Genomic DNA, 20,453 nt, shown 5'->3' on the forward strand with positions numbered 1-20,453 from the left:
CTTAATCTCCTAATGGCTCTCGGTTGCCATTGCCGCCAACGCCACGATGCGTATCTAAAGTGAATTTCAGACGTCGCAGCAGTTCCTGACTATGTTCTTTTTGCAGCAAAGCCAGTTCTGTCATCAAGACGTCAAGCACCATCATCATGGCGTAGCGCGATGAAGATGGTTTGAAAATAAAATCGGTTTCCAACGATTTCACCGGCAACAACACATCGGCCATCGCTGCCAATGGCGAACCCAGCGCAGTAATGGCAATCAATTGCACACCATATTCTTTAGCAATCGCACAACTGGCAAGTAGCTCAGGCACATTTCCAGTGGTCGACAGCACTAATATCACGTCGCTTTTGTCTATCGTCGCAGCCACCATACGCTGCAACATGGCATCGTGATAAGTTGCCACTGGACGCCCCAAACGCAGCAAACGATAACGTGCTTCGTCAGACAACATGGTCGAACCACCACCCATGCCGAAGCTATAAATCATGCGCGCTTCCAGCAAACATTGCGCGGCTCGTTGTAAAACATTCTGATTCAGCATGGCGCGATTGACTGCCAATATGTCGGCAATGTCGCCATAAATAATATCGGCCAGGTGTGCAGGCTGCGGCACTTCACCATCGGACAGTGGGATTTCTGTTTGCAGAAAGCGTTGGCCAATGGCGACCGCCTGCGCCAGCTTCAACTTCAGATCACGCACATCGCGGCAACCCATCTCCTTGGCAAAACGCGTGACAGTGGCGACACTAACATCGGCTTGCTTTGCCAAAACGTTAATGCTGGCACTGGCGGCAAACGGTAGATCGCCTAAAATAACTTGCGCTACTTTTTGCTCCGCCAGACGCAATTGCCCGCTACGCGCGGAAATGCGCGAAACGATGTCTACAGCAATGTTTGGAGAAGGAATATCGGACATGGCATTCATTCGTATGGTTAGGGCGTACGCAAAATTGTTCCAGCAAGACACGACTACTAAGACGATACTTCAAGTACGACGAAGAGGATTAACGCCGTTGCGGCAATTTTGCATAAGCACAAGCCTTATGAGGCCGAACTTTAGCATGCTCGAGTAGCTTTGTGTTACTTTGTAACATATACTATATTGATCTGATATTTCAATTTTTCCCATAGGAAAAATACTCCTCATTGATTCTCACTCCTTACCAGCAAAAGAGAAATTCATCATGAATGATACAAACTACCAAGACACGTACCAACATCCGGTAATCGATCCGCTACACAAAGGTTTAGGGGCTTATCAAGCGCCACTGGCGGCGTCCGAAGTCAAATCATTACAGTGGAATTTGTTGCGAGAAGAAGTGAGCTTGCCAACTGCGGTCTTGTACGAAGAGCGCATACAGCACAATTTGGAGTGGATGCAGCAGTTCGTCACCGAGTATGGTGTCAAACTGGCACCACATGGCAAAACGACCATGGCGCCAAAATTATTCGCCCGCCAATTAGCCGGCGGCGCCTGGGGCATCACCTTGGCAACCGCGCATCAAACCCGTGTCGCTTATCAACACGGCGTGCGTCGCATCATTATGGCCAATCAGTTGGTTGGCAAACAAAATATGACGGTAATTGCGGATTTGTTAAAGGATCCGTCCTTCGCTTTTTACTGCCTGGTGGATTCAGTTGAAGGCGTGGATTTACTCGGCGCCTTCTTCAAGGCGCACCAGCAGAAAATATCCGTGCTATTGGAATTGGGTCCGGTTGGCGGCCGCACTGGTGTGCGCACAGCTGAGCAACAAAGCGCTGTATTGGAAGCCATCGCACGCTGGAAAGACCACGTCGTTCTGGCGGGTATTGAAATTTATGAAGGCGTATTGAAAGAAGAAGCAGAAATTCGCCAATTTTTACAGCGTGCCGTCAACTGCGCCAAAGAATTAGCGCAAGCAGGAAAATTTGCAGAACATGCGGCACAGCTTCCGGTGATTTTGACTGGTGCAGGCACTGCATGGTACGACGTTGTGGCCGATGAGTTTTCTAAAGCCGACATAGGTTTGCCACTGGATGTGGTGCTACGTCCCGGCTGCTATTTAACCCACGACGTTGGCGTCTATCGTGCATCACAAGAGCAGATTCAAACTCGCAATCCCATCGCACGCAAAATGCGCAGCACCTTGCAACCGGCATTGCAGTTATGGGCCTACGTGCAATCCATTCCGGAATCTGGCAAAGCCATCATCGCTCTCGGTAAACGCGATGCCGCATTTGATGCAGGATTACCGCTGCCGGCATTGCACTATCGCCCCGGCAATTCTGCGCCCAGCGCCACGCCATCGCATTGGGCGGTAACGGGCATGATGGATCAGCATGCTTACATGACAGTGGCTGATGGTGACGATATTAAAGTCGGCGACATGATTGCCTTTGATATCTCTCACCCTTGTTTAACCTTCGACAAATGGCGTCAAATTTCCGTGATTAATCCGCAATATGACGTGATTGATGTGGTGCAGACCTTCTTTTAAATAAGCTTGAATCTTCGATTTAAAAACCATCGTCATTCCCGCATACGCGAGGATGACGGTGAAGGTTTTAATTGTTGAGCTTGTATTTGACATTCAAATCGTTTTTTACACTTTATTAAATGAACTGTCCGAGCAATAAAATGAATAAACATAACAGCGGTTCCACTATAGATATTTTGGCCTACGGCGAAGCTATGGTGGAATTCAATCAGCGTAAAACCGATGCGCTAATGTACTTGCAAGGTTTTGGTGGCGACACGTCTAATTTCTGCATCGCTGCTGCGCGTCAAGGTGCTCGTACAGGGTATATCAGCGCTGTTGGCAATGATCATTTTGGTGAAAAATTGCGCGAGCTGTGGCTGGATGAACAAGTCAATTACCAGCATGTCCAGACTAATCCGGATGCCGCGACTGGCGTGTATTTTGTCTCGCACCAGGAAGACGGGCATCACTTTGATTATTTGCGCAAAGGCTCGGCCGCCAGTTTGTATGGCGCCGCACAATTGCCGCTGGACTCCATTGCTGCGGCCAAGGTCTTGCATCTTTCCGGCATCAGCCTGGCAATTAGCGAAAGCGCCTGCGATGCTGGTTTGGCAGCAATGCGACATGCGCGGGCAAATGGCGTGAAAACTTCGCTAGACACTAATCTGCGACTACGCTTGTGGCCACTAGAACGTGCTCGTATCAAAATGCGCGAAGCGTTTTCCCTGTGCGACATTTGCCTTCCAAGCTGGGATGACATCAACACCCTCACCGGCCTTGATGATCGTGATGCCATTGTGGATGAACTATTGTCCTATGGCATAGGCTTAATCGCCTTCAAACTCGGCGCTGAAGGCTGTTATGTCGCTACGCCAAACGAGCGTCGTTTGGTGCCGGCTTACATGGTCGATGCAATCGATGCCACCGGCGCAGGAGATTGCTTTGGCGGCGCATTCATCGCGCGCCTGGTGGCGGGTGATGATCCGTTTACTGCAGCACGTTATGCCAATGTGACGGCAGCACTATCAACGACCGGATATGGTGCAGTAGCACCGATCCCGCAGGCGGCACAAGTAAAAACAGTATTAGAATCAGCAAAATGATATCGCGCAGGTCGGAAGGTACCAGGCTTTTCTGACCTGCATTTTTACCTTATGTGATTTTTGACATATGCTATAGAGCATGAACCGTCCCCCATCACGCATCACTCGCGAAGATCTCGAACAAAACCGCATACGGACCATGCTGGACAACACGCCCGGAGCGCCCGCCTTGCTCAGCGAGGATGCTTTAGAGGCATCCTGGCGTAATGCTTTAACCTCACTCCCCGCACCACATGAAGATATCTGGCTGTTTGGTTATGGCTCACTGATCTGGAACCCGATGGTGGAGCATACCGAACGCTGTCCGGCCAGGTTGCACGGCTATCATCGCGGCTTCTACTTATATTCACGTATCAATCGAGGAACGCATGACAATCCGGGCTTAGTGCTGGGCCTGGATCGCGGCGGCAGTTGCTGCGGTATCGCCTTTCGCATTCCTGCGGCCAGTTTAGAAACCGAATTACCAATGTTATGGCGACGTGAAATGCTGACAGGTGCTTACCTCCCGCGTTGGTTGCCACTGCGGCTTTTTGAGCAGAATGGCAGACACGCCATCAAGGTTAAAGCACTCACTTTTGTCATGAACCGCCAGCATCCCGGCTATTGCGGGCGCCTGCCCGATTCGACCGTGGTTGCGCACTTACGCGATGCGTCTGGCTTATACGGCTCTTCACGGGATTATTTATGGCATACGCTGGAAGGGCTGCGCAAAGAAGGTTTTGACGATGTTTATTTATCACGACTATGGCAGCAATTAGAGCTCGATCGTAGTTAGCTCTTTCCCCATCTTTCTGCATTTGAGAGATGATATAAAAACACGCGGCTATGAGCTATGCAGCGATACACAACAGGAATAATCCGATCTCTCTATCGCAGACCACAATAAAAATGTGATTTTTTTGCTATTTGTTGCAAAACATCATGGTCACTTTCACTTTTAACCAGTAATATGTATTAGCCAGAAGATGTAATCGTATTTATTTTTCACTCACCTTAAACAAGGAGTTTTTTCATGAAAAAAATGCATGCAATCGTCTTTACCTCGTTGGTCGCCCTAGCTGGTGTCGCATCAGCGCAAGACAGCGGTATCAGCGCTAGCCGTATTTCAGACTCAGAGTATGCTGCTACTGTGGCAAAAGCCCAGTCACTCCAAAATGGCCCGACATCAGCCCCAATGGCTGAACACGAAGCGCATCATAAAGGCCATGGTAAGCATCATGAAGGCCATGGCAAACATCATAAAGGTCATGGCAAGGGTAAGCATCATAAAGGCGGCAAACATGACGCTACTCCAGCAGCTGCGCCAGCACCAGCAGCACAATAAGACACGATATTCGAACAATAAAAAAACGCACCGTCAGGTGCGTTTTTTTATTGTGCTCAAACCATCACATCTTACAACTGCGGATTCAATTTCTCCGATTTTGAATGCAGTTTATTTAGTGCTGATAAATATGCCTTTGCCGAAGCAACCACGATATCCAAATCGCTGCCAACGCCGTTAACGATACGACCTGATTTAGATAAGCGCATGGTAACCTCACCTTGCGATTGGGTTCCGGTAGTAATCGCATTGACAGAGAATAGCAACAATTCTGCGCCGCTTTGGACACTGCTTTCAATCGCATTGACGATAGCATCAACCGGACCGTTTCCTTGGCCCTGACATTTGACTTCTTCGCCATGCGCCGAGAACACCACGTCAGCAGTCGGCTTTTCGCCAGTTTCAGAGTGCTGTGACAATGAAACAAAACGATAATGCTCTTCGCTATGCGACTGCTGCTCCTGTGAAACCAGCGCAATGATATCTTCGTCAAAAATTTCTGATTTTTGATCTGCCAGTTCTTTGAAACGGGCAAATGCCGCATTGGTTTCTGTTTCCGAATCGAGCTCAATGCCTAGCTCTTGCAAGCGTTGCTTGAAAGCGTTACGGCCAGACAGTTTGCCCAATACGATTTTGTTTGCGCTCCAGCCAACATCTTCGGCACGCATGATTTCGTAAGTATCACGCGCTTTCAATACGCCGTCTTGATGAATCCCGGATGCATGGGCAAATGCATTTGCGCCAACCACGGCTTTATTCGGCTGCACAATAAAGCCGGTAATTTGGGAAACCAATCTTGACGCTGGCACGATTTGTGAGATATCGAGGCCGATATCAAGATTGAAGTAATCACGGCGAGTTTTGACCGCCATCACGATTTCTTCCAAAGCGGTATTACCGGCACGTTCGCCCAATCCGTTGATGGTGCATTCCACCTGACGCGCGCCGCCGATCATGACACCCGCCAGAGAATTGGCAACAGCCATTCCAAGATCGTTATGACAATGTACTGACCAGATCGCTTTGTCAGAATTAGGGATGCGCTCGCGTAGGGTGCGCAGCATATGACCATACAACTCTGGCACACCATAACCAACTGTGTCAGCAAAATTGATGGTGGTCGCACCTTCGGCAATTACCGCTTCCAATATGCGGCACAAGAAATCCATATCGGAGCGGCTGCCATCTTCCGGGCTAAATTCAACGTCATCCGTGAAGTTACGCGCATAACGAACCGCCGACTTGGCTTGCTCAAATACTTGATCCGGTGTCATCCGCAGTTTCTTTTCCATATGCAATGGAGAAGTAGCGAGGAAAGTATGAATACGCTTACGTTCCGCTGGCTGCAGCGCTTCCGCTGCGCGCGCGATGTCTTTGTCATTAGCGCGGGATAGTGAACAGATAGTGGAATCTTTGACAATGCCGGCAATCGTTTTGATGGCATCAAAATCACCGGGAGAAGCCGCAGCAAAACCAGCTTCAATCACGTCCACCTTCATCCGCTCCAATTGTTTAGCGATACGAATTTTTTCATCTTTGGTCATTGATGCACCAGGCGATTGCTCACCATCACGTAGCGTGGTGTCGAATATGATGAGTTTTTCCGGAGGTGGTAAGGATATTGTTGATGCTGTTGCAGACATGCTGTGCTCCTGATTATTCTTAGTGAAAGCTGAGATTTTAAAGACTTTATAATGATAGAACAAAAATAGTAACGTTTTATTTTCAAGGTCTGTTTGCTTATAAAAAATGCCGAGACTAGCTCGGCATTTTTAGAAACAATTGCGAATTACCATGTTTTAGGTGGAATTCTCAAACTTTGGCCTGGATAAATTTTATCCGCATTAACAATCATAGGCTGATTAGCGTCGACAATTTTTGGATAGTCGTTGGCATTGCCGTAGTAATGCGCAGCAATTTTTGACAAATTATCACCACTAACAACCGTGTAGTACTCCGAAGGATCTGAAGGTGCAGTCACGGACATTTCATCCGTTACTACGGTTACCCCATGCACATTACCGCAGCAAAGAAGAATTTTCTCCTTGGTTGCCTGATCTGCCGCTTCGCCCTGCACGGTGACCGTTGATGATTTTGCATCAAACGCCACCAGCAAACCATCTGCAGTTAAATTGTTTGCCGCAATATTAGCTGTAATTGCATCTGCTGCTTTTTGTTCCAAATCTTGAAGATTAGGCGCTGCAGTTGTCGCAGCAGCTTTGGCCTCGCCAATACCAAAAGCTTTGCTAATTGCGCTACCTATGCCAGAAAAATTCAAAATACCCATTTTTTTCCTCCAGTATGGTTAAACAACAGTAAAGAAATCATCTACAACAGCTTGCACAACGAGCCTGCAGTCTAACAACATTCGATCCGATTGCTGACGTTTTTAACGATTGTTGTCATTTTATTTCTCGTCATGCTCATGTTCTGTTTGCACGATACTGACCGGTTTACCTTTGAATAAGCGCCAGAAATACACAACAAAACCGGATAATCCGTACAACACAAACGCACCAAACAATACTTGCGCAGGTGCGCTGGAAATAACGACTAATACAAGGACAATGACAAAAGCAAAAATAAACGGTATCGGCTTGCGCAGATTAATCGTTTTAAAACTATAAAACGGTACGTTACTTACCATGGTCAAGCCAGCATACAAAGTAATGACCCACGCTAGCCAGCTAAAATCTGATCCTGCAAAACCCATGTCATCCATGATCCAGACTAAACCGGCCACCAGAGCTGCTGCAGCCGGGCTGGGCATACCTTGAAAATATCGTTTATCGACGACGGCAATATTCGTATTAAAACGCGCTAAGCGTAATGCACCGCCTGCACAATACACAAACGCAGCCAGCCAGCCCAATTTGCCCATGCCGCGCAACGACCATTCATACACCACCAATGCCGGCGCAGCACCGAACGAAACCATGTCGGACAAACTGTCGTACTGCGCACCGAATTCACTTTGGGTGTTGGTCATGCGGGCGACTCTGCCGTCTAGAAAGTCGAGCACCATCGCTACAAAAATCGCAATCGAAGCATAGTCAAAGCGCAAATTCATCGCCATGACAATCGCAAAAAAGCCGCAGAACAATGCTGCAGTAGTAATTGAGTTGGGTAGCAAGTAAATGCCGCGACGCCTTAATGTGGGTCGGATTGAGCGTGCAGGTGCGTCATCGTCTTCGTCGTCTTCATGTCGATACGATGAGCGCAAAGCGTTTCTATTGATACGCACCGATCTGGGAAATGACGTGGCATGACTCTTCGCCTTACGGCGGGGGAATTTTGGCATCTGATTTCCGCTTTAAGCTTTCATCTTGAGGAACTCTCTTCTTCCACTGGAAGAAGAGTTGAAGAGAGGGAGTACTTCACATGTTTTCACTGTGAATCTCCCTCGCATCTAACCTCTCTCGCACAAGCTGGAGAGAGGAAAACATATAATTTCTACAAAATTTCAGTCGAATTAAAATTCAGCCAAAATCGTTTCAGTTGCCGAAACTTTATCACCAACAGCCACTTTTGGCGTTGCCGTCAGCGGCAAATACACATCAACACGCGAGCCAAAACGAATAAAACCGTAGCGTTGGCCGCGAGTCAGAACGTCCGCAACTTTGACGTAACAAAGGATGCGACGCGCAATCAACCCGGCAACTTGCACGCAGGTCACGGTTTGACCATTGGCAGCGGTAATGACTAAAGCATTGCGTTCGTTTTCAACGGATGCTTTGTCCAGGTCGGCATTCACGAATTTGCCCGGGAAATATTGTATTTTCTCGATCTTGCCGTCAACTGGCGCACGATTCGAATGAACGTTAAATACGTTCATGAAAACACTAATTTTCAATGCTTCACGATTTGCATATGGATCCTGGACTTTTTCAACTACAACGATCCGGCCATCCGCTGGGGAAATCACTGCGTTAGGATTTTGCGGGATGACACGTGGCGGATCACGGAAAAATTGCAAAACAAACAAAAATATGATCCAGAAAGGAATAGACCATGCCGTCGACAGGAAAGTGACGAGCAATGCCACGGCTAAAGCAATCCCTAAAAATGGCCAGCCTTCACGGGCAATGATGGGATGTGGGTAGTTATTATTATTCAACGGCTCTCCGAATGTTCTGAATAGGGGAAATTTAATGAGTAAATCTGCATAACTATGTAGACCAGATGCCTCACCCCAGACTGTACTTTAGTACAACAAAGAGGGGCAACAACGTATAAATAATTATGCAGACTTACTTAGCGTGGCTATTCTAGACGAGCCGAGAGCAAATGCAACCAATTGCGCTCTTAGAGCTGAGTTGTTATGCAAAAAATTAGCACGACAACAGCTGAAAGCGGACTATTTTTGCCCTTCATCAGCAGCATCACTGTTTTTCATCCTATCTTGCAATTGCTGCTGCATTTGCTTTTCCAGCCCTTTCGCTTTATCCAAAGCATCACGCTGTTCTTTGAGAAGCTCCGGATGCGGCGTGGTTGGCTTTTGTGGCTTGCACGCTGCCAACGTCATGAGCATCACGCTCGAGAAAGCCAATGCTGCAATCGGTACCAATTTTGCATTTTTAAAAATACTTGTCATCATTTCATGTTGGCCATGGATGTTAAGTTGCTTTTATTTAAAACGAACTTTGCCAACTGCGCGCATCGTCAACGTTGTTTCCCCGGGTTCAAAGCTAGGCTCCTCTACTGGTTCAGGAGCAGCCATCGCGGCACGTGCCATCATCATTTTTGGCGCGCGATCACTCGCTTCTGCGTAATTACCTGAGCCTTCAAAATCAATGGTATCTAACACCCCTTCTGCCGGACTGCGTCCCATCGCATGGGCAATCGAAGCGATTCGCTCCGTCAGATTTTGATAAGTAGCGGCAATGCGCTGATCATCCAGTTTTTTAGCTGTGGCGCTACTTAAACCAAAGTTTATGCCGTTCAAACCTAATACGCTTTGTACCGCCGCTACCGTTTTTGGCAAGTTGTTCAGATTCGTGGTGGTAGCGTCGAGATATTGCCCGACGCGCCAGCCAGTGGGTTGGCGTAACTTGTTAGGAGTATTACTGATACGCGGTTGTGGCTGTTCTTCCGGGTACACCGGATAAGTGTAATAGCCATGCGTTTGCAAAATTGCGCCAGGATCCTCGCGCTTTAGAATCTCAGTCCCTTGCTTCATCTTCAGATTGACCTTGGACGCTGCCGTTGCTTTGTCTTTGTCTTGCTCTTCCACTGTAAAAGTCATTCTTACCTGATCGTTAGCATGTTTGACTTCGCCGTAGGCTGGAACCACAACCAATGTGCCATTAGTCGATTGCGTCTGCGCATGTGCGCTGATGCTCACCGCTGCCAACATGGATGAAAGGATGAGATTGCGGGATCGTGACATAGCGTCTCCAAAAAAAATTAAGCGGCTAACCAATTTCTGACATTCTGAGTATTTCTGAACCTGTTCTGACTGTATGCGCCGCCGGGTTTAGTTAATACTAGCGAGTCTATCTTTTAAACACAAGGTGATGCAAACAAGACCACTTTGTTCAACATCATTTGGGCTTTTTCTTTCGTCCGGCCATATCCAAAAGATCGGCCCCCAAACCGGCGGCACTGGGGTCGTATTGATAAGCGGGCAATTCTTCACCGCAGTGTTTACAAAACAGCGCATCGGCATCATGCCCTTCGGTCAGACAATGCTCGCAGGTGCGAGTCGTTGGTGCGCCGCGCATCATGCTCATCGCCAACTCAACACCAACGATACCGGTCGGCAGTGCGATGATGCCGTAACCAAGCAACATCGCCATCGAAGTAATTAATTGCCCCATCGGGGTTTTAGGATGAATGTCACCGTAACCAGTCGTGGTCAGGGTCACAATGGCCCAGTACATCCCGACTGGAATACTGGTAAAACCATTTTCCGGGCCTTCGATGACGTACATAATCGTGCCGAGAATGACACTCATGATTATCACGGCACCAAGAAATACCAGTATCTTGTGACGGCTATTGCGTAGTGCTTGTAGCAGCACTTGAGACTCATCGAAATAACGCGGCAATTTCAAGACCCGGAATACCCGCAACATCCGCAACAACCGAACATCAATCAGAGAATGAAATTCCGGGAACAGAATAGCCAGATAAGTCGGTAAGATAGAGAGTAAATCAATGACGCCAAACAAACTGGTCGCATATTTCAATGGCCGTTTTACGCACATCAAACGCACGATATATTCAACCGTGAATAAAATAGTAAACAACCACTCCAGGCCGCCCAACACCCACAATTGACGTATACGTATCGCACCGATACTGTCGATAATCACGGTCGCCACACTCAACACGATCATGATCAGCAACGCAGTATCAAAGCGCCGCCCAGCCACGGTGTCTGCTTCAAAAATTATCGTATAGAGCCGCGCTCGCCAACCTTGATCCGGTTTGCCGTAGCGATTGAAGGGCATTTTTCTCGATGTAGTAGCCATTATTCTTTCACAAATGGATTTACTGCGGTGACCACGACTTTATAGCAAAAAGGGACGCATTTGCGTCCCTTTTTTATTTACTCTTGAAGCACTTAGTTCTTCGATCGATCGACCATCTTGTTTTTTGCAATCCAAGGCACGCGAAACCGAAAAAAAAGCTGCGCCTGCGCGCAGCTTTTCGGTTGAGCGCTGTAATCGCCTACGTGCGACTACAGCATGATGCCCGTCAGTCGAAACATCTTAGTTCTTCGATTGATCGACCATTTTGTTTTTTGCAATCCAAGGCATCATCGCACGCAACTGACCACCAACTTGCTCGATCTGGTGCTCTGCATTCAAACGACGACGTGAAATCAACGTTGGCGCGCCAGCTTTGTTTTCCAGGATGAAGCTCTTCGCATATTCACCGGTCTGAATGTCTTTCAACACTGCGCGCATAGCGTTTTTAGTGTCTTCTGTGACGATACGTGGACCAGTAACGTATTCACCGTACTCAGCATTGTTAGAGATCGAGTAGTTCATGTTGGCGATACCGCCTTCATAGATCAAATCAACGATCAATTTCAATTCGTGCAAGCATTCGAAGTAAGCCATTTCCGGTGCATAACCAGCTTCTACCAATGTCTCGAAACCCGCTTTGATCAACTCAACCGCACCGCCGCACAATACTGCCTGCTCACCGAACAAATCGGTTTCAGTTTCTTCGCGGAAGTTAGTTTCGATGATACCAGCACGGCCACCGCCGTTTGCTGTTGCATATGACAGAGCGATATCACGTGCGATACCGGATTTATCTTGATACACGGCGATCAGGTGAGGAACACCGCCACCTTGAGTGTATGTTGCGCGGACGGTATGACCAGGCGCTTTTGGTGCGACCATGATGACGTCCAAATCGGCACGTGGAGTTACTTGACCATAATGCACGTTGAATCCGTGGGCAAATGCCAATACAGCACCTTGTTTAGCGTGTGGCGCAATATTTTCCGCATATACTTGGGCGATGTTTTCATCTGGCAGCAAAACCATGATGACGTCAGCAGCTTTAACAGCATCGTTAACTTCTGCAACATTCAAACCAGCTTTTGCAACCTTATCCCATGAAGCGCCGCCCTTACGCAGGCCAACGGTAACTTTAACGCCTGAATCATTCAGATTTTGCGCATGTGCATGACCTTGTGAACCGTAGCCGATGATGGCAACGTTTTTACCTTTGATTAAGGAGAGGTCAGCGTCTTTGTCGTAGAAAACTTTCATTTTTAATCCTATATATTTAATTAATTTGTTTAAATTCGTTGCTTCAGTTTCAAATTCGATTCGTTGCTTCAGTTCTTAAGCTTTTAAGATGCGTTCGCCGCGCCCGATACCAGAACCACCGGTACGTACCGTTTCCAAAATAGAAACGCGATCTATCGACTCAATAAAGGCATCCAGCTTACTCTTATTGCCGGTCAATTCGATGGTGTAGGTTTTGTCAGTGACGTCAATGATGCGACCACGGAAAATGTCTGCGGTGCGCTTCATTTCTTCACGTTCTTTGCCAACGGCGCGTACTTTAATCAACATCAGTTCGCGTTCGATATGTGCGCCTTCGGTCAGGTCGACCACTTTGACGACTTCAATCAAGCGATTCAAATGTTTGGTGATCTGTTCGATCACTTCATCCGAACCTCTGGTCACGATGGTCATTCGTGACAAGGTCCCATCTTCAGTCGGTGCGACTGTTAATGTCTCAATATTGTAACCACGCGCCGAAAACAGTCCGACCACGCGTGATAACGCACCGGCTTCGTTTTCCAACAAAACAGAAATAATATGCTGCATTACAGATCCTCCGAACCTAATAACATTTCAGACAAACCTTTACCCGACTTGACCATAGGCCAAACGTTTTCGGTTTGATCGGTAATGAAGTTCATAAAGACCAGGCGATCTTTCATGTCAAACGCTTCTTTCAATGCCCCGTCGATATCAGCAGGGTTTTCAATTTTCATGCCGACATGGCCGTAGGATTCCACCAGCTTGGTAAAGTCTGGCAGAGAATCCATATACGATTCAGAATAGCGCGAACCGTAATCAATCTGTTGCCACTGACGGACCATACCGAGGAAGCGGTTATTCAACAAAATGATTTTTGGCGTCAGATGATATTGCTTGCAGGTAGCCAGTTCCTGGATACACATTTGTATCGATGCTTCGCCAGTAATACAAGCAACTGTCGCGCCGGGGTTGGCCATCTGCACACCCATCGCATACGGCAAGCCAACGCCCATGGTGCCAAGGCCGCCGGAATTAATCCAACGGCGTGGTTTATCAAAATTGTAGTATTGCGCCGCCCACATTTGATGTTGCCCAACATCGGAAGTAATGAAGGCATCACCACCAGTGATATCCCATACTTTTTGCACCACCGATTGCGGCTTGATCACTTCTGACGAATTTGTATACTTCAGACATTCACGGCCGCGCCATTGATTGATTTGCTTCCACCAATCTGACAATGCGGCTGCATTCGGCTTCGTTTCGGCCGTATCCAATTGCGACAGCAATTCGATCAACACATCTTTAACGTTGCCGACGATAGGAATATCAACTTTGACGCGCTTGGAAATCGACGATGGATCGATATCAATGTGAATGATTTTGCGCGAAGCGGAGGCGAAATGTTTAGGATTGCCGATCACGCGATCATCAAATCGCGCACCGATTGCAATCAACACGTCGCAATGCTGCATCGCCATGTTGGCTTCATAAGTACCGTGCATGCCGGGCATACCAACGAATTGTTCGCTAGATGCTTTATAGCCGCCCAAACCCATCAGGGTGTTGGTGCAAGGATAGCCAAGACGATCAACCAGCTGATTTAGTTCAGGCGATGCATTCGCCAAAATCACACCGCCGCCGGTGTAAATCATCGGGCGTTCGGCAGAGAGCAGTAGCTGCAAAGCTTTACGAATTTGTCCTGAATGACCTTTATCGACCGGCTTGTATGAACGCATCTCGACCTCTTTCGGGTACGAGTACGTGTGGCGATGCATGGAAATATCTTTAGGAATATCAATCAACACAGGCCCCGGACGACCAGTGGTGGCGATGAAAAAGGCTTTTTTGACAGTTTCTGCCAAATCCTTCACATCTTTGACGAGGAAATTATGCTTCACACACGGACGTGTGATACCGACGGTATCGCATTCCTGGAAGGCATCTTCACCAATTGCGTACGATGGCACTTGCCCGGAAATCACGATCATAGGGATCGAATCCATATAGGCAGTCGCCAAGCCAGTCACTGCATTAGTGACACCCGGCCCAGAAGTCACAATCGCGACACCAACTTTCTTGGAGCTGCGCGAATAGGCATCGGCCGCATGAATCGCAGCTTGCTCGTGACGCACCAGTATGTGTTGGAATTTATCTTGCTGGAAGATAGCATCGTAGATGTAAAGCACCGAACCGCCGGGATAACCGAAAACGTGTTCAACGCCCTCTTCTGCCAGACAACGGACTAAAATTTCCGCGCCGGTGATAGGTAAATTACTATCTTGCTTAGTATTGTTACTCGTTGTATTGCTCATAATGCACTACGTCCTTTCAAGGTCCATTGGAAATTGATCGGATGCTCTTTCCTGACGAAAGCAGTGTTGGCGTATAAATTGATAGGAGAGGCATTCCTTCTTTGTGCGGTCACGTCATTCCGTTGCGCAGCCGTAGATGCGATTCAAAATGCCGCTTAACGCGACTCGTTCAGCCAGTTACCATCAAAAAACCGTTACTGCATTCTCGCGCTTGTGGCGCGGGTTAGAACAAACAGCTTTCAAAAATGAAGCGCGTCTTCATCATCATGCTGCATGATGTGCTGCGAATGAGAAGACCATAGGTACAACCCAGGATGCTGAGGTGGATTGCCACCATAATATGCCACACCATTTAGGTCAAGCGTAATTCACTAAAAACGCTTATCAATTACCTAAAATGCAATTAAATACTTGTTTGATTTTCCAGATAGATACAAAAACAAGCCTGGATTACCGACAAAATACCCCACGAGTTAAGCCTTTTTTGCTAGGATTCGGGCTGCCACAAACAGTTGTGGCAAAAAAAATTACATTAACGCCACATTGCAACACCTTTACAGATGGCGACCTATGACACAGCTCGCCACATCGCATGGCCACTAATAAAGAACTTTCAGATTTTCTTGAAGACGTAGAACGTCGCGCCTTTAAGCAAGCGATTTACGCAGTCCGCAAGGACGAAGCCGCACTTGATATCGTTCAGGATGCGATGATTAAACTAGCTGAAAAATATGGCGATAAGCCCGCTGCTGAACTGCCAATGCTATTTCAGCGGATACTACAAAACACGATTCTTGATTATTTTCGGCGAGAAAAAGTCCGTAATACCTGGGTTAGCCTGTTTTCCAGCCTGGGGCATGACAAAGCCAGCGATGAAGATTATGACGTTTTGGAAACTTACGAGTCCGAAGAAGGCTCACAAGCCACCGAATCGAGTGCGACTAAGTTGGAACGAGAGCAGGTTCTTAATATAATCGACGAAGAAGTACAAAAACTGCCGGCACGTCAACGAGAAGCGTTCCTGATGCGTTATTGGGAGGACATGGATGTCGCCGAAACGGCCAGTGCAATGGGATGCTCCGAGGGGAGCGTGAAAACGCATTGCTCTCGAGCAACTCACACCTTGGCACATGCGCTAAAGGCAAAAGGAATTACCTTATGAACCACTCTGAAACCCAAGCGGATATTAATTTCGCTTATAAAGTGCGACACGCACTGAATGAGCAAATTGATAGCATTTCACCAGAAACCGCCAGCAAACTTGCTGCGGCACGTCAACTCGCGCTAAGCAAAAAGAAGGCGGATGCGCCTGCACGCGTATTTGCGCATCAAAACGTATTAGCGGGTCATGGGCAAAGTCTGGGTCAAAGCAGCCATTTCTTCCAACAGCCGTGGGCCTGGCTTACACGTCTGGGGGTAGCCGCTCCTATTTTGGCTGGCATCGTCATGTTCTCTGGCTTGTATCAATACGAACAGCAACACCACATTAAAGAGTTGGCATCGATTGATGCCGCAGTGCTGGCTGATGAAGTGCCACCTGTAGCTTATTTGGATAGCGGCTTTGATGCATATCTGTCGCAAAACGTTGCTCCGAGTCTTGCTCCAAACACTGAAAATAGCAAATAAGAAAGAAGCATGGCAATAAAAAATACTCCTGAATCGGAACGGATTGCATCAACCATCAGTACTTCCAGTGCTACTGGCAATGCAGCGCCAGTTTCGCGTCTAAGAAAAATAGGGCAACTGTTTGCCATCCTGTTTTTTTTGGCCGCGCTGCTATCCGTGTTAGGCGTATTTGTCTCTTCCTTTTTTACTCCTGCCCCCGTCAAACACAACATTGTTAGCAGTAACAATAGTGGCACTAGTCCAGCCATCGACACGGCAAAAAAAACGGCAGCAACGCAAGCTACTGAAGATCGCCCTTTAGTCGAAGCAACATCTGACTGGGCAAAATTAACGCCTATCCAACAAAAAATCCTGGCGCCACTCGCTCCCAATTGGAGCAAGTTAAAACCGGCGACCAGAAACAAGTGGCTGGAAATCAGTCAACACTATGCTGCGATGAAGCCTGCAGAACAAGCGCGCGTGCGGGAACGCATGCATGACTGGGTAGATTTGAGCCCAAAAGAAAGACAAATTGTTCGGGAAAATTACGCCCGCAACAGCCAGCTCGATACAGAGCAAAGAGCCGAGCGTTGGGTGCAATATCAGCAACTCTCTGATGAGGCAAAACAAAAACTGGCGGCGCAAGCGCCCCCGCAAGAAGCCACCAAACGTGTTACAGCGCCAGCGCCGATTATAGAAAAGAGCATGCCTGCAAACCCGATTAACTTGTCGCCGCCTGACCCTATATTGTCGCCCGACGAAGGTTTGAAGCACCCTTGATCGGTATTTGAGGGATTACTTCAGACTGCGCGTAGAATCTCGGCACGGAAATAATCATTCCACATTAGTCAGCCCTCAACATTTTAATTGTGAAGTCACTTCCTTTGAAATTTCCCGCTCCGACCTCTGCGACAGAAGCAACACCCTCATTAAAACGCCGCTTCGGCAGCATGATGTATGAGTCCATGCTGTTGTTTGGCATCGTCTTTGTTTCTGCCCTGATTTTTTCCACTTTGCTACAACAGCGCAACGCACTTTATCTGCGTCATGGTCAGCAGGCGTGGTTATTTTTGGTCGTGACAGTCTATTTTGTATGGTGCTGGAGTCACGGCGGCCAGACTTTAGCAATGAAGACTTGGCGATTACAACTGAAGAACAAAGATGGCAGCGCACTCAAAATGCCAAAGGCATTGTTGCGTACTTTGTTAGCCTGGAGCTGGTTCTTGCCGGGTCTCGCATTGGCATGGGCGTTGGGCGCACATACCTGGATGCTTATATGGATTCCCATCGCCAATTTCGTACTGTGGTCGCTGACGATTTATCTGGATCCACACCGCCAGTTTTTACACGATAGAATCGCCGGCACAAAAATCACCGACATGGATGTCATTGCGCCACGCAAAGGTGGCAAGCGGCGCTGGTACGACTAAGAGACTATGTCGGTCGCTTGTTGCGCTGTTTTCTATGCTATTTGCTCTGCTGTTTGTTGCAACGCGGTTAATTCATCTTCTGAAAACCCAGCCTCACGACGCGCAGGCAAATTGAAGGGGCCGCGCAATTTCGGGGCTTCATACTGCACCAGCAAAGCGGCAAATGTCGCAACCGGCTCTAATCCACGCGCGGCGCATAGCCAACCATACCAATGGTTACCAATAGCGACATGTCCTACTTCATCACGCAAAATAATATCGAGTATCGCTGCCGCAGGCATATCACCGGCTTGTGCTAATTTTGCTCTGGTGGATGGCGTGGCATCCAAGCCGCGCGCCTCCAACAAACGTGGCACCAAAGCCATGCGCGCTAAAACATCTTGCTGCGTTTTCTCGGCCATTTCCCACATGCTGCCATGTGCCTGAAAGTCACCATAAGCGTGGCCTAAAGTCTGCAAATGCTGCACCAGCATGCTGAAGTGATAGGCCTCTTCAGCAGCCACTTTCAACCAGTCAGTGTAATATTCCGGCGGCATGTCCGCAAAGCGACAGATGGCATCCAAGGCCAGGTTAATCGCATTAAATTCGATATGCGCAAGCGCATGAATCAATGCAGCCCGACCTTCATCGGTGCGCATCGAACGACGTTTCAACAATCGTGGAGCAACTAACTCCGGTAGCAAGGGGCGTCCTGGAATCAGGGACACTTCAACAGCATCCATCAGTGACGCACCGACCATTAAAGACAACGCACCAGCTTTGGCATCAGCTGCTAATCGCGCAACGCCAGTAACTTTGTCGCTCGGATCAGCGATAAGCAGATTTTGCAAAGCTGCAGCGCGTAACTCATGCAGTTCAGTAACCGCGTTATCTTGTGTGGCAAAGAAAATAGGATCAGACATACTCTTCATGCTAGCAGCGGTAAAATAGCCAATTAATCAAAAGTACGCATTCTACGGAGATTTACCCATAATGAGTATCTACCAATTAGGTGAACACGCCCCTGACATCGCCGCCACAGCCTATATTGCCGATACGGCAAGCATCATCGGCAAAGTCAACATCGGTACAAATGCCAGCGTCTGGTTTGGTGCCACCATACGCGGTGATAACGAATTAATCACGGTTGGTCACAACAGCAATGTACAAGAAAACAGCGTGCTGCATACCGACATGGGTTTTCCACTGACGATAGGCGAGAATGTCACCATCGGCCATCAAGTCACATTACATGGCTGCACTATCGGCGATGGTGCATTGATTGGGATTCAGGCCGTAGTACTAAACGGTGCCAAAATTGGTAAGAATAGTTTGGTCGGTGCCGGCGCCTTGGTTACTGAAGGTAAGGAATTTCCCGATAACGCATTGATCATCGGCTCACCCGCAAAAGTAGCGCGCATGCTAACCGAGCAAGAAATTGCCGGGCTAGCACGTAACAGCCAACATTATGTTGAAGCTGCGCAAACGTATAAAACACAACTCAAAAAAATAGCTTAACAGCTACCTTCAAAATGACTATCAAAGAAATAAACCCAGATGTAACTCACGACAACCTGCAACGATTCATGGTGGAAAACGCTGCCGTACGGGGTGAGTTGGTCGAGCTCTCCAACACATGGCAGCACGTGCTGGCACGACGTAGCTATCCCAAAGCTGTCATCACATTTCTAGGTGAAATGCTGGCAGCATCGGCTTTGCTCACTGCGAACTTAAAATTCAACGGTGTCATCGTGATGCAAATTCACGGCGATGGCCCGGTGCGACTGTTAGTAGTTGAATGCGATGATAAATTGCAAATGCGCGCGACCGCAAAGCTTGCTCCAGATGCAGTGATCGCAGATGATGCGACGTTAACGCAATTAGTTAATGTGAATGGCCATGGCCGGTTTGTCATCACGCTGGACCCTAGCGATAAAATGCCGGGACAACAAGCCTATCAAGGCATCGTTCCGCTTGACGGCGACAGTGTAGCGACCGTGATCGAAAATTACATGCTGCGCTCAGAACAACTCGACACCAAGCTATGGCTTGCGGCCAATGATCAAGTATCACGCGGCCTGCTGTTGCAAAAACTACCCAATCATGGCGGCACCGAAGCGCCCGTAGATGATGCATTGGAAAACTGGCATCGCGTCACCATGCTGGGCGCAACTTTGCGCAATGAAGAAATGTTAGTCACGGATATTCAGACGTTGATGCGCCGTCTGTTTTGGGAGGAATCAATACGCGTTTTCGAACCACAGCACCCTACTTTTGTCTGCAACTGCACGCGTGAAAAAGTGGGCAATATGCTTAAGATGTTGGGGCAACATGAGATTAATGACGCATTGGTCGATGTAGAAAAACTGGCGGTTAATTGCGATTTTTGCGGACAACATTATGAATTCGACAAAGTCGATTGCGCACAATTGTTTGCTAGCGATGAACCTGTGGAAACCTTGATCGCGCCGGGCGATGTGAAACACTAAACACACTAGT

General features: G+C 48.1%; 22 protein-coding genes. 10 read left to right on the forward strand and 12 right to left on the reverse strand.

Annotated features, from left to right (window positions below):
• Nucleotide 1: 1 nt before the first annotated feature.
• Nucleotides 2–919, reverse strand: coding sequence for a MurR/RpiR family transcriptional regulator (locus GEV47_RS15040; RefSeq protein WP_153235550.1), 918 nt, complete (start codon nucleotides 917–919; stop codon nucleotides 2–4).
• Nucleotides 920–1,187: 268 nt separating this feature from the next.
• Between GEV47_RS15040 and GEV47_RS15045 the strand changes: the two genes are divergently transcribed.
• From GEV47_RS15045 to GEV47_RS15060, 4 genes are all read left to right on the forward strand, one after another.
• A complete protein-coding gene (locus tag GEV47_RS15045) occupies nucleotides 1,188–2,480 on the forward strand; it encodes an amino acid deaminase (RefSeq protein ID WP_153235551.1) in 1,293 nt (430 codons plus the stop codon).
• A gap of 140 nt (nucleotides 2,481–2,620) precedes the next feature.
• Nucleotides 2,621–3,565, forward strand: coding sequence for a sugar kinase (locus GEV47_RS15050; protein WP_153235552.1), 945 nt, complete (start codon nucleotides 2,621–2,623; stop codon nucleotides 3,563–3,565).
• A gap of 79 nt (nucleotides 3,566–3,644) precedes the next feature.
• Entirely contained in the window at nucleotides 3,645–4,340 is a 696-nt protein-coding gene (locus GEV47_RS15055; protein WP_153235553.1) for a gamma-glutamylcyclotransferase, read from the forward strand.
• A 237-nt stretch (nucleotides 4,341–4,577) separates the two neighbouring features.
• Complete coding sequence (locus GEV47_RS15060; protein WP_153235554.1) at nucleotides 4,578–4,889, forward strand: hypothetical protein; 312 nt, start codon at nucleotides 4,578–4,580, stop codon at nucleotides 4,887–4,889.
• 71 nt (nucleotides 4,890–4,960) lie between these two features.
• Here GEV47_RS15060 and GEV47_RS15065 read toward each other — a convergent pair whose 3' ends face one another.
• From GEV47_RS15065 to GEV47_RS15110, 10 genes are all read right to left on the reverse strand, one after another.
• A complete protein-coding gene (locus GEV47_RS15065; protein ID WP_153235555.1) occupies nucleotides 4,961–6,532 on the reverse strand; it encodes a 2-isopropylmalate synthase in 1,572 nt (523 codons plus the stop codon).
• A 146-nt stretch (nucleotides 6,533–6,678) separates the two neighbouring features.
• The gene (gene lysM / locus GEV47_RS15070; protein ID WP_153235556.1) at nucleotides 6,679–7,176 is read right to left on the reverse strand and encodes a peptidoglycan-binding protein LysM; all 498 of its coding nucleotides are present in this window, start codon (nucleotides 7,174–7,176) and stop codon (nucleotides 6,679–6,681) included.
• Nucleotides 7,177–7,296: 120 nt separating this feature from the next.
• Complete coding sequence (pssA, locus tag GEV47_RS15075) at nucleotides 7,297–8,190, reverse strand: CDP-diacylglycerol--serine O-phosphatidyltransferase (RefSeq protein WP_153235557.1); 894 nt, start codon at nucleotides 8,188–8,190, stop codon at nucleotides 7,297–7,299.
• A gap of 171 nt (nucleotides 8,191–8,361) precedes the next feature.
• Nucleotides 8,362–9,006, reverse strand: coding sequence for a phosphatidylserine decarboxylase (locus GEV47_RS15080; RefSeq protein WP_153235558.1), 645 nt, complete (start codon nucleotides 9,004–9,006; stop codon nucleotides 8,362–8,364).
• A gap of 240 nt (nucleotides 9,007–9,246) precedes the next feature.
• Nucleotides 9,247–9,486: a hypothetical protein gene (locus GEV47_RS15085; RefSeq protein WP_153235559.1), complete on the reverse strand. Its 240-nt coding sequence runs from the start codon at nucleotides 9,484–9,486 to the stop codon at nucleotides 9,247–9,249.
• A 30-nt stretch (nucleotides 9,487–9,516) separates the two neighbouring features.
• On the reverse strand, nucleotides 9,517–10,278 hold the full coding sequence (locus GEV47_RS15090) for an SIMPL domain-containing protein (protein ID WP_153235560.1): 762 nt from the start codon (nucleotides 10,276–10,278) through the stop codon (nucleotides 9,517–9,519).
• A gap of 154 nt (nucleotides 10,279–10,432) precedes the next feature.
• On the reverse strand, nucleotides 10,433–11,365 hold the full coding sequence (locus GEV47_RS15095) for an ion transporter (RefSeq protein ID WP_153235561.1): 933 nt from the start codon (nucleotides 11,363–11,365) through the stop codon (nucleotides 10,433–10,435).
• Between the two features lie 240 nt (nucleotides 11,366–11,605).
• Entirely contained in the window at nucleotides 11,606–12,622 is a 1,017-nt protein-coding gene (gene ilvC / locus GEV47_RS15100; RefSeq protein ID WP_153235562.1) for a ketol-acid reductoisomerase, read from the reverse strand.
• Nucleotides 12,623–12,697: 75 nt separating this feature from the next.
• Nucleotides 12,698–13,189: an acetolactate synthase small subunit gene (gene ilvN / locus GEV47_RS15105; RefSeq protein ID WP_153235563.1), complete on the reverse strand. Its 492-nt coding sequence runs from the start codon at nucleotides 13,187–13,189 to the stop codon at nucleotides 12,698–12,700.
• Entirely contained in the window at nucleotides 13,189–14,940 is a 1,752-nt protein-coding gene (locus GEV47_RS15110) for an acetolactate synthase 3 catalytic subunit (protein ID WP_153235564.1), read from the reverse strand. Before GEV47_RS15110 ends, ilvN begins: the two co-directional genes overlap by 1 nt.
• Before the next feature lie 592 nt (nucleotides 14,941–15,532).
• Between GEV47_RS15110 and GEV47_RS15115 the strand changes: the two genes are divergently transcribed.
• From GEV47_RS15115 to GEV47_RS15130, 4 genes are all read left to right on the forward strand, one after another.
• On the forward strand, nucleotides 15,533–16,102 hold the full coding sequence (locus GEV47_RS15115) for an RNA polymerase sigma factor (RefSeq protein ID WP_153235565.1): 570 nt from the start codon (nucleotides 15,533–15,535) through the stop codon (nucleotides 16,100–16,102).
• Nucleotides 16,099–16,566: a DUF3619 family protein gene (locus GEV47_RS15120; protein ID WP_153235566.1), complete on the forward strand. Its 468-nt coding sequence runs from the start codon at nucleotides 16,099–16,101 to the stop codon at nucleotides 16,564–16,566. The genes GEV47_RS15115 and GEV47_RS15120 overlap by 4 nt, the downstream gene beginning before the upstream one ends.
• Nucleotides 16,567–16,575: 9 nt before the next feature.
• Complete coding sequence (locus GEV47_RS15125) at nucleotides 16,576–17,325, forward strand: DUF3106 domain-containing protein (protein WP_153235567.1); 750 nt, start codon at nucleotides 16,576–16,578, stop codon at nucleotides 17,323–17,325.
• Between the two features lie 104 nt (nucleotides 17,326–17,429).
• Nucleotides 17,430–17,975: an RDD family protein gene (locus GEV47_RS15130; protein ID WP_228124718.1), complete on the forward strand. Its 546-nt coding sequence runs from the start codon at nucleotides 17,430–17,432 to the stop codon at nucleotides 17,973–17,975.
• A gap of 32 nt (nucleotides 17,976–18,007) precedes the next feature.
• Here the strand turns inward: GEV47_RS15130 and GEV47_RS15135 are convergent, their stop codons facing one another.
• A complete protein-coding gene (locus GEV47_RS15135) occupies nucleotides 18,008–18,877 on the reverse strand; it encodes a ferritin-like domain-containing protein (RefSeq protein WP_153235568.1) in 870 nt (289 codons plus the stop codon).
• A 70-nt stretch (nucleotides 18,878–18,947) separates the two neighbouring features.
• On the opposite strand from GEV47_RS15135, the gene GEV47_RS15140 reads away from it, so the two are divergent.
• Nucleotides 18,948–19,472 carry a gamma carbonic anhydrase family protein gene (locus GEV47_RS15140; protein WP_153235569.1) on the forward strand — a complete coding sequence of 175 codons (525 nt, stop codon included), beginning with the start codon at nucleotides 18,948–18,950 and terminating at the stop codon, nucleotides 19,470–19,472.
• Nucleotides 19,473–19,486: 14 nt separating this feature from the next.
• Complete coding sequence (gene hslO, locus GEV47_RS15145; RefSeq protein WP_153235570.1) at nucleotides 19,487–20,443, forward strand: Hsp33 family molecular chaperone HslO; 957 nt, start codon at nucleotides 19,487–19,489, stop codon at nucleotides 20,441–20,443.
• Nucleotides 20,444–20,453 lie beyond the last annotated feature (10 nt).

The sequence above is a fragment of the Glaciimonas soli genome (assembly GCF_009497155.1).
Taxonomy (GTDB): domain Bacteria; phylum Pseudomonadota; class Gammaproteobacteria; order Burkholderiales; family Burkholderiaceae_D; genus Glaciimonas; species Glaciimonas soli.